The sequence below is a fragment of the Hyphomonas sp. genome (assembly GCF_018402285.1).
Classification (GTDB): domain Bacteria; phylum Pseudomonadota; class Alphaproteobacteria; order Caulobacterales; family Hyphomonadaceae; genus Hyphomonas.
In genome coordinates this window covers 1,419,138-1,432,509 of record NZ_JAGYJH010000003.1, presented here as the reverse complement: position 1 = coordinate 1,432,509, position 13,372 = coordinate 1,419,138, and the positions used below count along the sequence as shown (strand labels likewise).

At 63.5% G+C, this 13,372-nt stretch carries 14 protein-coding genes; 10 read left to right on the top strand and 4 right to left on the bottom strand.

Translation table 11 applies throughout. The features are described from left to right. Positions 1-9 precede the first annotated feature (9 nt). From KG722_RS09635 to rpmG, 5 genes are all read left to right on the top strand, one after another. The gene (locus tag KG722_RS09635; protein ID WP_213271507.1) at positions 10-348 is read left to right on the top strand and encodes a hypothetical protein; all 339 of its coding nucleotides are present in this window, start codon (positions 10-12) and stop codon (positions 346-348) included. 66 nt (positions 349-414) lie between these two features. After that, complete coding sequence (locus KG722_RS09630) at positions 415-774, top strand: hypothetical protein (RefSeq protein WP_213271506.1); 360 nt, start codon at positions 415-417, stop codon at positions 772-774. 59 nt (positions 775-833) lie between these two features. Beyond that, positions 834-3,257, top strand: a complete 2,424-nt coding sequence (rnr, locus tag KG722_RS09625) for a ribonuclease R (RefSeq protein WP_213271505.1) — start codon at positions 834-836, stop codon at positions 3,255-3,257. Further along, entirely contained in the window at positions 3,226-3,951 is a 726-nt protein-coding gene (locus KG722_RS09620) for an NUDIX hydrolase (protein ID WP_300998344.1), read from the top strand. The genes rnr and KG722_RS09620 overlap by 32 nt, the downstream gene beginning before the upstream one ends. Positions 3,952-4,066: 115 nt before the next feature. Beyond that, a complete protein-coding gene (rpmG, locus tag KG722_RS09615; protein WP_011647275.1) occupies positions 4,067-4,234 on the top strand; it encodes a 50S ribosomal protein L33 in 168 nt (55 codons plus the stop codon). Between the two features lie 64 nt (positions 4,235-4,298). On the opposite strand, the gene KG722_RS09610 is transcribed toward rpmG, so the two are convergent. The 3 genes from KG722_RS09610 to KG722_RS09600 all read right to left on the bottom strand — a co-directional run bounded on the left by KG722_RS09610 (position 4,299) and on the right by KG722_RS09600 (position 7,344). Continuing rightward, a complete protein-coding gene (locus KG722_RS09610; protein WP_213271504.1) occupies positions 4,299-5,525 on the bottom strand; it encodes an MFS transporter in 1,227 nt (408 codons plus the stop codon). 62 nt (positions 5,526-5,587) lie between these two features. Then, positions 5,588-6,955 carry a PleD family two-component system response regulator gene (locus tag KG722_RS09605; RefSeq protein WP_213271503.1) on the bottom strand — a complete coding sequence of 456 codons (1,368 nt, stop codon included), beginning with the start codon at positions 6,953-6,955 and terminating at the stop codon, positions 5,588-5,590. Beyond that, the gene (locus KG722_RS09600) at positions 6,952-7,344 is read right to left on the bottom strand and encodes a response regulator (protein WP_035592468.1); all 393 of its coding nucleotides are present in this window, start codon (positions 7,342-7,344) and stop codon (positions 6,952-6,954) included. The genes KG722_RS09605 and KG722_RS09600 overlap by 4 nt, the downstream gene beginning before the upstream one ends. A gap of 139 nt (positions 7,345-7,483) precedes the next feature. Between KG722_RS09600 and KG722_RS09595 the strand changes: the two genes are divergently transcribed. From KG722_RS09595 to KG722_RS09575, 5 genes are read left to right on the top strand one after another with little or no spacing between them, the layout of a single operon-like run. Then, entirely contained in the window at positions 7,484-8,758 is a 1,275-nt protein-coding gene (locus tag KG722_RS09595; RefSeq protein WP_213271502.1) for a DNA polymerase IV, read from the top strand. Positions 8,759-8,810: 52 nt separating this feature from the next. After that, positions 8,811-9,272: a RidA family protein gene (locus KG722_RS09590; protein ID WP_213271501.1), complete on the top strand. Its 462-nt coding sequence runs from the start codon at positions 8,811-8,813 to the stop codon at positions 9,270-9,272. An 8-nt stretch (positions 9,273-9,280) separates the two neighbouring features. Then, entirely contained in the window at positions 9,281-10,015 is a 735-nt protein-coding gene (locus tag KG722_RS09585; protein WP_213271500.1) for a glycerophosphodiester phosphodiesterase family protein, read from the top strand. Positions 10,016-10,026: 11 nt separating this feature from the next. After that, positions 10,027-11,190, top strand: a complete 1,164-nt coding sequence (locus KG722_RS09580) for a GNAT family N-acetyltransferase (protein ID WP_213271499.1) — start codon at positions 10,027-10,029, stop codon at positions 11,188-11,190. 5 nt (positions 11,191-11,195) lie between these two features. Then, positions 11,196-11,630 (top strand): HIT family protein, encoded by a 435-nt coding sequence (locus tag KG722_RS09575; RefSeq protein ID WP_213271498.1) that lies wholly within the window; start codon positions 11,196-11,198, stop codon positions 11,628-11,630. A gap of 76 nt (positions 11,631-11,706) precedes the next feature. Here KG722_RS09575 and gatB read toward each other — a convergent pair whose 3' ends face one another. Then, positions 11,707-13,215, bottom strand: coding sequence for an Asp-tRNA(Asn)/Glu-tRNA(Gln) amidotransferase subunit GatB (gene gatB / locus KG722_RS09570; RefSeq protein ID WP_213271497.1), 1,509 nt, complete (start codon positions 13,213-13,215; stop codon positions 11,707-11,709). Positions 13,216-13,372: the final 157 nt, after the last annotated feature.

The window sequence follows — 13,372 nt, the reverse complement described above, 5'->3', positions numbered from 1 at the left end:
GCTCCCGCCATGCTCCTGCCTGCCTTGTTTTCCGCAATCACCCTTATGGGCGCGCCCTCAGGCGCGGCCAGCGCCTACGAGATGGAAATCTACGTGCGGGACAAGGTCAGCGAGACCGTCTTCATGGCGCCGCCCGGCCTGACCGATGCCGGCACATTGCCAGTCTTCCGCATCTGCTATCACAGCGCCGCCTCTACCCCCAACCCGGAAACGCTCAGCGTCCAAATTGGTGCCCGAAAGCAGCTGCTGTCGCGCGGGAGATGCGGTTTCTTCGCCGGCGATCAGATCGACCTTGCCGTTTGGAAGGGCGAGGGCACAGTCCGGGCAAGCGTCACGCTGCTGCGCTGAGATTGACACTGGCGGGGCCGCGAGCAACCTCCGGCACATCGAGTCGCGCAGACGCAAGGCACTGTCATGATCCGGACCATATTCCTGGCCACAATCGCCGCCGTGCTGGCCGCCCCGGCCTTTGCGCAGGTGCCCCCGCCCATCCGCGTGACAGCCAAGGGCAAGCAGGTCGTGCCCGTGCTGGTCAGCCAGCCGCTGCCTGAAGGCGCGCAGGTGCTCTCAACACCGGTGCTGCAGGTGTGCCATGGCGGCGGAAATGCGGTGAACGCGGTGATCCTTTCGGGCGATCCTGACTTTGACGAGACCGACAATATCGAGACGGTCGTGGTGCCCGGCCAGTGCGTGTTCATCTCCGCCCGCCTTGTGCGCCTGACAACCAATACCGAGGGCGGCGCCACGGCAATCCTCGTGCAACTGGTGCGATAAGGGCCCGTTTCGCATAAATTCCCGCGCAATCGGGCGCGAACTGCCCTATATCGGGCACCATGAGTTTTCCAGACAGACAGACTGTCCTTGATTTTCTGAAAGAAAATCCGGACGCGACCAGCAAAGCCGATATTGCCCGGGGCCTTAAAGTAAAGGGCCAGGAGCGCGCCCTGCTACGCGAGGTGCTCAAAGCCCTCGAGGAGGAAGGCAAGCTGGAGCGCACAGGCAAGCGCAGCTTTGCGCAGACCGACCGCCCGCCCCCTTCGGGCCTTGTTGAGTTTACCCGCCTCACCAGGGAGGGCGATCTTGTCGGCCAGTGCCTCGGCGCGAGCGGCCTCTTCGGGCCGGAGCTGATCTATGGAGGTCCCTCGGGCAAGAGCCGTGGCCGCGCGCCGGGCAAGGGCGACCGGGCGATCTGCAAGATCGTGGGCCGCGAAGACGGCGAATGGCGCGCCTATGTCATCACGCTGCTCGAGAAGCGCCTCAGCGACCGCATCGTCGGCCTCTTTGAACAGGGCCCGCGCGGCGGCCGGGTCATCCCCGCCAGCCGCAAGGAACGCCGCGAACTGCTGATCCAGGAAGGCGACCGCAAGGGCGCCAGGGACGGCGATCTCGTGGTGGCCGAGCCTAAGCCGGAAGGGCGCCGCCAGATGGGCCCGCCACTAGGTGTGGTGAAGGAGGTCATTGGCCATATCACCGATGCCCGCTCGGCCAGCCTCATCGCCATCTATGCCCATGACATCCCGGTGGACTTCCCCGAAGCCGCGCTGGTTGAAGCGCGCGGGAAGGAGCCGGCGGACGTTCCCAGAACGGATCTTCGCGATACGCCCCTGATCACCATCGACCCGCATGACGCACGCGACCATGACGACGCCGTCTGGGCCGAGCAGACGCAGGATGGCGGCTGGAAGGTGATCGTCGCCATTGCCGATGTCGCCGCTTACGTCACCGAAGGCTCCGCCCTCGACAAGGAAGCGGAAAAACGCGGCAACTCGACCTATTTCCCGGACCGGGTCGTCCCCATGCTGCCCTTTGAGCTGTCAGCAGATGCCTGCTCGCTGCGCGAGAATGAAGACCGGCCGTGCCTGGCGCTAGAGATGATATTCTCCGCAGATGGCCACAAGAAACGCCACCGCTTCCTGCGCGCCACGATGCGCTCAGCGGCAAAACTTTCCTATGAAGAGGCGCAGGACGCCATTGATGGCAAACCCGGCGGCAAGGCGGAAGAGCTGCTGGAGACGGTGCTCAAACCGCTCTGGGGCGCCTATGCGGCGGTCTCCAGGGCGCGCGACATCCGCAGCCCGCTTGACCTCGACATGCCTGAGCGGCGGATCATGTTCACACCTGAAGGCGAGCTTGATGGCATCACCACCAAGGTACGCCTCGACGCCCACCGCCTGATCGAAGAGTTCATGATCCAGGCGAACGTGGCGGCCGCTGAAACGCTGGAGCAGAAGAACAGCCCCGTCATGTACCGTGTGCATGACACACCGTCGGACGCGAAAGTGGCCGCGTTTGCCGAGTTCCTGCAGACGCTCGACATGAAGTGGAATATCGGGGAACGTCCGCAGACGCACAAGTTCAATCGCCTGCTCGCTGAAATCCGGGGCGGGGATTATGAAGGGATGATCTCCCAGATGGTGCTGCGCACGCAGGCGCAGGCGATCTATTCGGAAGAAAACCTTGGCCACTTTGGCCTCAACCTTCCCAAATATGCCCACTTCACCTCGCCCATCCGCCGGTATGCAGACCTTGTGGTCCACCGCGCGCTGATCCGGGCGCATGATTTCGGCCCGGACGGTCTCTCCGAGCGCGCCGCGTCGCGCCTTGAGGAGATTGCCGAGCACATCTCCACCACCGAGCGCCGCTCGATGGCCGCCGAACGCGACGCGACCGACCGGTATCTTGCGATCTTCCTGTCAGACCGGGTTGGCGCGGAATTTGATGGCCGCATCACGGGCGTGACGCCGGCCGGCCTCTTCGTGTCGCTGGCGGGATCAGGCGCGGATGGCTTTGTGCCGATCTCGTCCATCTCGGAGGATTACTGGATTCATGACGAGGCCGCCGTGGCGGTCTATGCACGCGGCTCGGGCAAGACCTTCTCCATCGGTCAGATGGTCCGTGTAAAGCTGCGGGAAGTCACCCCCCTGCAGGGCGGGCTGCTCCTGGAAATGCTGTCAGAGCCCCTGCCCCCGCCACCTGGCCGCAAGGCGGCCCGTCAGGCAATCACCCGTGAACGCGGCGCGCCGCGCGGGCGCAGTGGTGGCGGAGGGGGCGGCGGCCCGCCGCGCCGCGGCAAACCGAAATTCGACAAGCGTACGCTGCCCAAAAGGGCAAACCGAAGCGCAGATGAGCGCTCGCAGCGCCCCGGCAATGCTGCGCCGCAACAACGCGGCGACCTCTCCCTACGTCACGGTTTCAGAGGCCGGGATTCGCCTATAGGACTGCCTCATGTCCGGCATGCTCAGATCCGCGTTCGATAAAGAAGAAGACGGCGACGTCATCATTCGGGGAAAGCCGAGCCTGCGCCCCAGGGATGCGGCCACGCTGATCCTCGTGCGGCGCGACCAGGCCCAGCCGCGCGTGCTGATGGGCAAGCGCGCGGGCACCAATGCCTTCATGCCAGATAAATATGTGTTCCCCGGCGGGCGCGTTGACCCACATGACGGCAAGGCGATTGCCTGGCAGGAACTGCGCGCAGATGTCGAAGCGAAACTACGCCTCCAATCGCGCCGGCTGCCCCGTTCCATGGCGTTGACGGCGATTCGCGAGCTGTTCGAGGAAACCGGCCTGATCATGGGCCGCTCGGCCGAGATGCCGGACATGTGCCCGGTTGGCTGGGACGATTTCCACAGGATGGACATCGCGCCTGATCTGGCTCCGCTGACCTTCATCGGCCGCGCGGTCACCCCGCCTTACCGGCCCCGGCGCTTCGATGCGCGCTTCTTCATGGCCGAGGCCGAAGAGGCCCTGATCGACGAGCGCCCCCCTGTGGACGGGGCGGAACTCTCTGACCTGCAATGGGTGACGCTCGCCGATGCCATGAAGCTCGACCTGCCCTCGGTTACCCGGTTCATGCTGGAAGAGATCGGTGAGCGCCTTGCCAAACCGGATGAGGATCACCGCCCGCCCTATCTGCGCTGGACCCGCAGCGGGCATCAGACTGACCGTCTTTGACCCGAAAGGGGCCGGAAATGGCCGCTCATGGCCGTCCAATGCCGCTTGACTTCCCCCGGAACCCTCGCCATTAAGCGCGTTTTCCGGATTCACCCCAGATCAGAAGGGCCGCGACATGGCCAAACCCGCAACCATCAAAATCCGCCTCAACTCGACGGCTGATACCGGCTTTTTCTATGTGACGAAGAAGAACCCGCGCACGATGACCGAGAAAATGGTCCAGCGGAAGTATGATCCCGTCGCGAAAAAACATGTCGAGTTCAAAGAAGGCAAGATCAAGTAACGTCTTGTTCCTTTTGGAAATTTTCAAAGAACCCGCGCTTTCCGGCGCGGGTTTTTTCTTGGTCTTACGCTTCCGGCCGACCCTCCTGCAGCCGCCGCGCATCCCGTAACTTGGGGAAGAGGAAGGCCGACAGCCCCGCCACGCCGACCGCCGCAATTCCCCCGGCTACCACCGTAAACACCGGCCCCAGCGCCGCCGCCATGAACCCGGCCCGCGTCTCCCCCAGTTCATTGGACGCCCCGACAAAGATCGAGTTCACTGCATTCACCCGCCCCCGCAGCTGATCGGGCGTCCGGATCTGCACCAGTATCTCGCGGACATAGACCGAGATCATGTCGAAACCGCCCACACAAATCAGCGCCAGGATCGAGACCCAGGCGAGGGTTGAGGCGCCAAACACAGCGGTTGCGAGGCCGAAGAACCCAACCGACACGAGCAGGATCCACCCGGCATAGTCCCGGATCGGGAACGCCGTGATCAGCGCGATGGCGATGATCGCCCCCACGCCCGGCGCGGCCCGCAGGAGGCCAAGGCCCAACTCGCCGACATCCAGGATATCCCGGGCATAGACCGGCATCAGCGCCACCGCCCCGCCCAGCAGCACCGCAAAGAGATCGAGCGTGATGGCGCCCAGAACGATCTTCTCCTTCCAGATATAGCTGAAGCCCCCAAGGAGGCTGGAGAGGGTCGTGGGCGCCTTGTCGACCTGCTGGATGGGCTTGGGGATCGTCAGGATAAGCGCGGCGCCCAAGGCAAAGAGGGTCGTGGCGGTGCCATAGGCGGCCATGGGCGAGAGGCCGTAGAGCAGCCCGCCTGCCACCGGTCCGGCAATCGTCGCCAGCTGCCAGGAGGAAGATATCCACCCCACCGCATTGGGAAACACTTCCCTGGGCACAAGATTGACCGCAAGGCTGGTCGAGGCCGGGCCATAAAAGGCGCGCGCCACCCCGAACAGGGTCAGCACGCTCAGCACAAGGACCGGCGCGAACTGGTCAGTCGTGGCAAGGTAGAGGATGGCGCCCGCGCAGGCCATCATCAGCAGCATCGCGCAGGCCATGACAAGGCGCCGGCCCAGCCGGTCTGCCACATTGCCAGTCACAACGACAAGGCAGAGGGCCGGCAGGAACTGGACGAGCCCGATCCATCCCAGCAGCGCCGGATCGCGCGTCGCGTCATAGATCTGCCAGCCAACCGCAACCGACAGAACCTGCACCGAGAACGATGTGAAGAAGCGCGAGATGAAATAGCGGGCATAGGAAGAATACCGGAACGCCGCGAAACGGTCTGTCATGAGCGCAGAGCTTCCTCAGCCAGCTACTGTGCCGCTGTGAGCCTGCCAAAGCGGGAAGTCAATCAGGCCGCAATGCTCTCGACGCGGTTGCGCCCGCCGGTCTTGGCCTGGTAAAGCGCGGTATCGGCGCGGTGCATCAGATCGTCGGCCCTGTCATCGGCGCCCTGCAAGGTTGAGACCCCGGCGCTCACCGTGATGCGCAGGCTCTGCGACCCGCCCAACACGGGAAACGTTTCGGCGGCCACAGCCTTGCGGATGCGCTCGGCCGCCGCGCAGGCAAGGTCGCCTGGCGTATTTGGCATCAGCACGACGAATTCTTCCCCGCCCGTGCGGCAGACGACATCGGTGGGGCGCACATTGGCGCGCAGGCGCTTACCGATTTCCCGCAGCACATCATCCCCGGCCTGGTGACCATGGGTGTCGTTGACGGCCTTGAAGTGGTCGATGTCGGCCATCATCAGCGACAAGGGCTGGTTGCCGCGCACGGCGCGCTGCATGAACTGTTCAAGCTGGCCATTCATGTAGCGCCGGTTGTGCAGTCCGGTGAGCTGGTCGATGACCGAAAGCTCAAGGCCCCGGTCCACGCGCTGGCGCAGAATATCGATATACCGTGTACGGCGTGTCTGGGTGCGGATGCGCGCGGCCAGCTCCTGCCGGTCAATCGGGATGGTGATCATGTCACTGGCGCCGATCTCGAGCCCGCGCAGGGCCTTGGCCTTGTCATGGGGATCGCAGATGAGGATCACCGAAATGGACCGGGTGACCGGGTTCATCTTGAAATGCGCGATCAGTTTCAGCGGATCGAAGCTGCGGGCAGAAAGGGAGAGGATCAGGACATCCACCCGTTCGGAGGCGAGCTCGCCCATGTCGCCGGCTTCCATGAGGGTCGTCGCCTTATGACCCTGCGCGCGCAGGGTGTTGGCAAGGCGCGCAGAGGAGCGGGCCTCATCGTCCACGATGAAGATGCGGGAAGGCCGATCGATCTCGTCGCGGTTGAGTTCTTCCATCGCGCCGGAGCGGATGCCGCTGGCCTCGCGCTGGCGCAGTTCGGAGGCAACCGTGTTGTAGCGCATCAGGGCAGTGATGCGGGAATTCAGCAGGAAATCATCCACCGGCTTGGTGAGGAAGTCCTCTGCCCCCGCGTCCAGCCCGCGCACGCGGTCTTCCATCTCGCTGAGCGCGGTGACCATGACGACCGGGATATAGGAAGTGACCGGATCGGCCTTGAGGCGCCGGCAAACCTCATAGCCATCCATACCGGGCATCATCACGTCGAGCAGGATGATCTCGGGGGCCTCGGCATGAGCAAGTTCCAGCGCCTGGGCACCGTGCTCGGCGAGCAATACCGTGTGGTACTGCGCTTCAAGCTTGGCCTGAAGCAGGCGGCGGTTCGCCTCGATATCATCCACGACGAGGATCCGCGCAGTCATGCCGCCGGTTCCTTGGGCATCAGCGCTTCAACCGCGCGGATGAAAGAGGCAATCTGGATCGGCTTGGAGAGATAGCCTTCACAGCCTGCTTCGCGCACGCGCTGCTCATCGGCGCGCATGGCAAAGGCGGTGACGGCAAGGACGGGAATATGGGCGACCTTCTTGTCGTCCTTAAGCCAGCGGGTGATGTCGAGGCCTGAGACTTCCGGCAGCTGGATGTCCATGATGATGAGATCGGGAAGCTCCTTGCGCGCAATCTCCACAGCCTTTGCCCCGTCACGGCACTGAAAGGTCGTGAAGCCGTATGCGCCCAACAGGTCGCAAAAGAGGCGCATGTTGAGTTCATTGTCCTCAACAACAAGCACCTTTCCGGATCGCTTCTTGACCATAAGAGTCCGAATTAGTTGACGATTCGCGCGGGCGTGGGTGCGCCAGCTTCAGCTATACTGCAAAATGTTAACGCGCCTTTACGCCTGCCGCAGGGCATGTTTGCGGCGGCTGCAGGAACATGGCAGGAACATATCCGCCATGTCGAGTCTTTGCCGCGATTGCCAGCACAAGAGCGAGGCCGATCTCGCCACCTGCCCCGCCTGTGGCAGCCGCAGAACCGTGTCCCATCGGGCGCTTTTCAGCCTCTCGATTGCGCATGTGGACTGTGACGCCTTCTACGCCACGGTCGAAAAGCGAGATAATCCAACGCTCAAGGACAAGCCGCTGATTGTCGGCGGCGGCCAGCGCGGCGTGGTAACCACTTGCTGCTACATTGCGCGGCTCTATGGCGTGCGCTCGGCCATGCCGATGTTCAAGGCGCTCAAACTGTGCCCGGACGCGGTCGTTGTGCCGCCAGATTTCCGGAAATACCGCGACGCAGCCAAAGCGATTCGCGCCGAGATGGACCATCTGACCCCGCTGGTTCAGCAGGTTTCCATCGACGAGGCCTATCTCGACCTGGCCGGAACGGAACGCCTGCACGGCGCGCCGCCGGCAGCGAGCCTTGCCCGGCTGGCGAAGAATGTGGAGCGAGAGGTGGGCGTGACTGTCTCCGTCGGCCTCTCGGCCAACAAGTTCCTCGCCAAGACCGCCAGCGAGATCGACAAGCCGCGCGGCTTTGCCATCATCGCGCCGGACGAGGCCGAAGCCTTCCTGGCGCCCCACCCGGTCGGCTTCCTGCACGGGGTGGGCCCGAAATTCGCCGAATCCCTCGCCAAGGACGGTTTCTACACCATCGAGGACATCCAGAAGGCGGACCTCAAAAACCTGATCCGGCGCTATGGCGAGACGGGAGACTGGCTCAAGCGCTGCGCCCATGGCCACGACACCCGAAAAGTCACCCCGCACGAAGACCGCAAATCGGTTTCCAGCGAGACGACCTTCTTCGAGGACACCGCCGACACCGGCATCCTGGAGGACCATCTCTGGCGCCTCAGCGTGAAGACCGCTGACCGGGCCAAGGCGGAGGGTGTTTCAGGCCGGGTGGTGACGTTGAAGCTAAAGACCTCCGACTTCCATCCGCTGACGCGGCGTACATCCCTGAGCGAGCCGACCCAGCTTGCCCAGGAAGTGTTCCGCGCCGCCCGGCCCCTGCTCCTGAAAGAAGCGATAGGCCCGGTGAAGTACCGCCTGATCGGCGTTGGCCTGTCGGAACTCTCCGATTACCGCGGCGACGGAACAGACCTCATCGACCCCAAAGTCGCCAAACGCGCCGCCGCCGAACGCGCGTCCGACAAGGCCCGCGCCAAATTCGGCACCGGCGCCGTGGTGACAGGGCGGGCGGCGAAATCGGCGAAGAAACCTGAGGGCTGACTCGGGCCGTCCGCCGGGTTAGGACGAGCCCGAAGATTCAACAGGAGTTTCCATGTCCACCCCCGAAGCCCGTCTCGACGCCCTTGGCATCGCCCTGCCTGCCCCGATGAAGCCGGTGGCCACCTATGTGCCCTTCGTCATTACCGGCAACATGCTCTTCGTCTCGGGCCAGGTTTCGGCCACAGCCGAAGGCCGCATCCTCGGCCGCCTTGGCGAGAATATGGAACTCTCCGCCGGCCAGCAGGCCGCGCGCGTCTGCGGCATCAACCTCATCGCGCAGGCGAAGGCGGCTGTGGGTGACCTCTCGCGTATCAAGCGCGTTGTGAAGCTTGGCGGCTTCGTCAATGCCGCGCCCTCCTTCGTGGACATTCCGCAGGTCGTGAATGGCTGCTCGGACCTGATGGTTGAGGTGTTTGGCCCGGAAGTCGGCGCCCATGCCCGCTCGGCCGTTGCCTGCCCCACCCTGCCGCTCGGCGTGGCTGTGGAAGTTGACGCCATCTTCGAGATCGCCTGAGACGCAGGATGGCACGCCGCTTTGCCCTGAAGGACTTCGCCTACGCCCATCGCGGCCTCTGGACGACGGACGGGCTGCCGGAGAACTCTCTTGGCAGCTTCAGGGCCGCGGCGGCGGCCGGCCTTGGCATCGAGTTTGACCTGCGCCCCTCGGGCGATGGCGAGATCATGGTGTTCCATGATCTGTTTCTGGAGCGCATGACCGGCGCGCCCGGCGAGGTTGAGACCCTGCCTGCCAGCGCGCTGCAAACCCGCCGCCTGAATGGCGGGCCGGAGGGGCTCGCCTCCTTCGAGGACCTCCTCTCCTTCTGGCCGCAGGACCTGCCGATGCTGGCGGAGATGAAGATCGACGGCAGCACGGATGCTGCCGCGTTCGCTGCAAAGACCGGCGCGCGGCTGCTGGACTGGCCGGGTCTGGCCGCAGTCATGAGCTTTTCCGACATCGCCGTGCGCGCGCTTCCCGAGGGCCTGATGCGCGGCCAGCTGATCGCGCCCAGCGCGCAGTTCGGCGCAGCGTATTTTGATACCTTCGCGGCGCGCGCCATCGAGGACGGCATCGACTACCTTGCCGTCCACTACACAGACGCCGCCCGCGCCGCCGCCGTAACAGAGAGCCGCGACATGCCATTTGTCGTCTGGACGGTGCGCACGCAGGCCGATCTGGCCGCGCTGAAACCCCTTGGCCCGGCCATAATCTTTGAACATTTCAGCCCGGCGCTGGCGCTGGGCGCCCTCGCGCCCTAGATTTGAGGGCCATGGACGCCGCCCTCCCCCAGATCAGTTCCGTTTCCTCCCTCTCCGGCGTCGACCCCGCCGAATGGAACGCCGTGGCCAATCCTCCGGGCCTTGCCTACGACCCTTTCCTGAGCTGGGAATTCCTCGAAGCCATGGAAAGCTCCGGCGCCGCTACCCCGCGCACCGGCTGGCGCGGCGCGCATATCCTTGTGCGCGACACCAATGAACGCCTGCGCGCGGCCATGCCGATGTGGTTTAAATACCATTCGCGCGGCGAATTCGTGTTTGATCAGAGTTGGGCCGAGGCCTGGCAGCGGGCGGGCGGGGATTATTACCCCAAGCTGCTCTGCGCTGTGCCGTTCACACCGGTGACAGGCCGCCGCCGCCTCGTTGCGCCGGGGCCGGACGCGGAGCTTTACCGCGCCGCGCTGCTCGACGGCGCCCTGCAGCTGGCCGAGCAGACCGGCGTCTCTTCCCTCCACATCAATTTCATCGAGGACGGCGAAGCCCCGCCCCTTGAGAAAGCCGGCTTCCTCTCCCGTACCGACCAGCAGTTCCACTGGCGAAATGACGGGTACGGATCATTTGATGATTTCCTCGCCAGCCTCTCCTCGGAGAAACGCAAGAACCTGCGCAAGGAACGCGCCAGGGCGCAGGCGGGCCTCATCTTCCGGCATGTGCGCGGCGAAGAAATCACCGAGGACCATCTCGACATCTTCTTTGAATTCTACATGGACACCGGAAACCGCAAATGGGGATCGCCCTATCTCACACGAAAATCCTTCTCGCTCATCCGGGAACGGATGGCCAAGGACTTGCTCTTCATCTTCGCCTGTGAAGGCGATGAGATCATTGCCGGAGCCATGAACCTTGTCGGCTCGGACACACTCTATGGCCGCTATTGGGGCACGCTGGACGGCCGCCCGATGCTGCACTTCGAGACCTGCTATTACCAGGCCATAGACTATGCCATCGCTCACGGCCTGAAAACGGTCGAAGCCGGCGCCCAGGGCGGCCACAAGCTCGCCCGCGGCTATGCCCCCGTCCTCACCCGATCGGCCCACTGGATCGCCCATCCGGGCTTCCGCGACGCCGTCTCCGATTATCTGGAGCGCGAGCGCGCGGCAGTTGACGAAGACATGAACTATTTGCGAGACCGGACTCCGTTCAAGAAAGAGCCGTAAACCGCATGACCCTTCACGCCGCCTACGATCCCGACAATATCTTCGCCAAAATCCTGCGCGGTGACATGCCGAGCCTGAAAGTGTTCGAGGATGATGTCGCCCTCGCCTTCATGGACGTGTTTCCCCAAAGCGACGGGCATACGCTGGTGATCCCGAAAGGCATAGAGGCGCGCAACTTCCTCGACATGCCGGCAGACCGCCTGGGCAGCTACATGCTGCGCGTGCAGCGGGTGGCCAAAGCGGTCGAATGGGGCCTGAAGCCCGACGGCTTGCGCGTGATGCAGTTCAACGGAACCCCCGCCGGGCAGACCGTCTTCCATCTTCACTTCCACATCATCCCGATCTGGGAAAGCAGGGAGATGGGCCGCCACGGCACAGGCACAATGGCCAGGCCCGATGAGCTGGCGCCGATTGCAGCGAAGATCCGCGCGGCGATCTGAACCAGACCCCCAAGGCAAAAGAAAAGGCCCGTGAGCAACCGCCCACGGGCCTTTTCTTGTTCAGGCAGGAGGAAAATCAGATCCCCAGCTTCGCCTTCAGAATGTCGTTGACGGCTTTGGGGTTTGCCTTGCCACCGGACTCCTTCATCACCTGGCCGACAAACCAGCCGAGCGTCTGGGGCTTGTCCTTTACCTTGGCGACCTGTTCCGGGTTTGCCGCGATGATCGCATCGACAACCTTCTCGATGGCGCCGGTGTCAGTGACCTGCTTCAGGCCGTGCTTCTCGACGATGGCAGCCGCCTCGCCCTCGCCCGCAATCATCCGCGCAAAGACATCCTTGGCAATCTTGCCGCTGATCGTGTCGTTTGAGATCAGCTCGATCAGGCCGCCCAGAGCGTTGGCGGAGACCGGGCTCTGCGACAGCTCCAGGCCTTCCTTGTTGAGATAGCCGAACAGCTCCTGTGTCACCCAGTTGGCGGTCAGCTTTGCGTCACGGCCCGTGGCAGCTTCCTCGAAGAAGGCTGCCTTGTCGGCATCAGATGTCAGAACGCCCGCATCATAGCGGGAAAGGCCGTAATCCTTTTCAAACCGCGCGCGCTTCTGGTCAGGCAGTTCGGGCAGAGATTTGCGGATCTCTTCAATCCAGGCCTGCTCGACTTCGAGGGGAAGAAGATCCGGGTCCGGAAAATAGCGGTAATCATGCGCGTCCTCTTTGGAGCGCATGGAACGGGTCTCGCCTTTTACCGGGTCGAACAGGCGGGTTTCCTGATCGACCTTGCCACCGCCCTCGATGATCTCGATCTGGCGGCGGGCCTCATATTCGATCGCCTGCTGGATGAAACGGTAGGAGTTCATGTTCTTGAGCTCGCAACGCGTGCCCAGATGGCTGAAATCGCCGGTCTCGCGAAACTTCTCATACTGGCCGGGCTTGCACACTGACACGTTTACGTCGGCGCGCAGGTTGCCCTTTTCCATGTCCCCGTCGCAGGTGCCCAGTGCGATGACGATCGCGCGCAGCTTCTTCACGTAAGCGGCCGCCTCAGCGGGCGAGCGGATGTCGGGCTTGGAAACAATCTCCATCAGCGCAACGCCAGAGCGGTTGAGATCCACATAGGTCGCATGCGGGTCCATGTCGTGGATCGACTTTCCTGCGTCCTGTTCAAGGTGCAGACGCTCGATGCGGCAGGGGAAGGAATAGTCCTCCTTGCCCGGCACCTCGACATCCACCTCGATCTCGCCCTCGCCCACGATGGGGTGGGCAAACTGGCTGATCTGATAGCCCTGCGGGAGGTCGGGATAGAAATAGTTCTTGCGGTCAAAGCGGCTGTAGGTGTTGATCTGCGCCTTCAGGCCAAGGCCCGTGCGGATCGCCTGCTCCACGCAGAAGCGGTTGATCACCGGCAACATGCCCGGCATGGCGGCGTCAACCAGCGAGACATTGCAGTTGGGATCGGCGCCAAAGGTGGTCGACGCGCCGGAGAACAGCTTGGCATTGGACGCCACCTGCGCATGGATTTCGAGCCCCATGACGACTTCCCAGTCGCCGGTTTCGCCTTTGATGCGGAAGGGGGTGCGTTCGCTCATCGCTTCTCTCAATCAATCCTGCACAAATTCGAGGATCTTCTAACCCTCACCGGAGGGGCCTGTCGAGCGACGCTGACACCGCAGGGCGGGCGCTTGTTGAACTGCGCCGGAATGGGGTTCATATTGCCTCCACTCAGGCAATATCAGCCGGTTGGAG

What these genes read in the sequence shown, in the direction of transcription:
- KG722_RS09635 (WP_213271507.1), top strand. Translation starts at nt 10, where the DNA reads ATGCTCCTGCCTGCCTTGTTTTCCGCAATCACCCTTATGGGCGCGCCC.
- KG722_RS09630 (WP_213271506.1), top strand. Translation starts at nt 415, where the DNA reads ATGATCCGGACCATATTCCTGGCCACAATCGCCGCCGTGCTGGCCGCC.
- rnr (WP_213271505.1), top strand. Translation starts at nt 834, where the DNA reads ATGAGTTTTCCAGACAGACAGACTGTCCTTGATTTTCTGAAAGAAAAT.
- KG722_RS09620 (WP_300998344.1), top strand. Translation starts at nt 3,226, where the DNA reads ATGTCCGGCATGCTCAGATCCGCGTTCGATAAAGAAGAAGACGGCGAC.
- rpmG (WP_011647275.1), top strand. Translation starts at nt 4,067, where the DNA reads ATGGCCAAACCCGCAACCATCAAAATCCGCCTCAACTCGACGGCTGAT.
- KG722_RS09610 (WP_213271504.1), bottom strand. Translation starts at nt 5,525, where the DNA reads ATGACAGACCGTTTCGCGGCGTTCCGGTATTCTTCCTATGCCCGCTAT.
- KG722_RS09605 (WP_213271503.1), bottom strand. Translation starts at nt 6,955, where the DNA reads ATGACTGCGCGGATCCTCGTCGTGGATGATATCGAGGCGAACCGCCGC.
- KG722_RS09600 (WP_035592468.1), bottom strand. Translation starts at nt 7,344, where the DNA reads ATGGTCAAGAAGCGATCCGGAAAGGTGCTTGTTGTTGAGGACAATGAA.
- KG722_RS09595 (WP_213271502.1), top strand. Translation starts at nt 7,484, where the DNA reads ATGTCGAGTCTTTGCCGCGATTGCCAGCACAAGAGCGAGGCCGATCTC.
- KG722_RS09590 (WP_213271501.1), top strand. Translation starts at nt 8,811, where the DNA reads ATGTCCACCCCCGAAGCCCGTCTCGACGCCCTTGGCATCGCCCTGCCT.
- KG722_RS09585 (WP_213271500.1), top strand. Translation starts at nt 9,281, where the DNA reads ATGGCACGCCGCTTTGCCCTGAAGGACTTCGCCTACGCCCATCGCGGC.
- KG722_RS09580 (WP_213271499.1), top strand. Translation starts at nt 10,027, where the DNA reads ATGGACGCCGCCCTCCCCCAGATCAGTTCCGTTTCCTCCCTCTCCGGC.
- KG722_RS09575 (WP_213271498.1), top strand. Translation starts at nt 11,196, where the DNA reads ATGACCCTTCACGCCGCCTACGATCCCGACAATATCTTCGCCAAAATC.
- gatB (WP_213271497.1), bottom strand. Translation starts at nt 13,215, where the DNA reads ATGAGCGAACGCACCCCCTTCCGCATCAAAGGCGAAACCGGCGACTGG.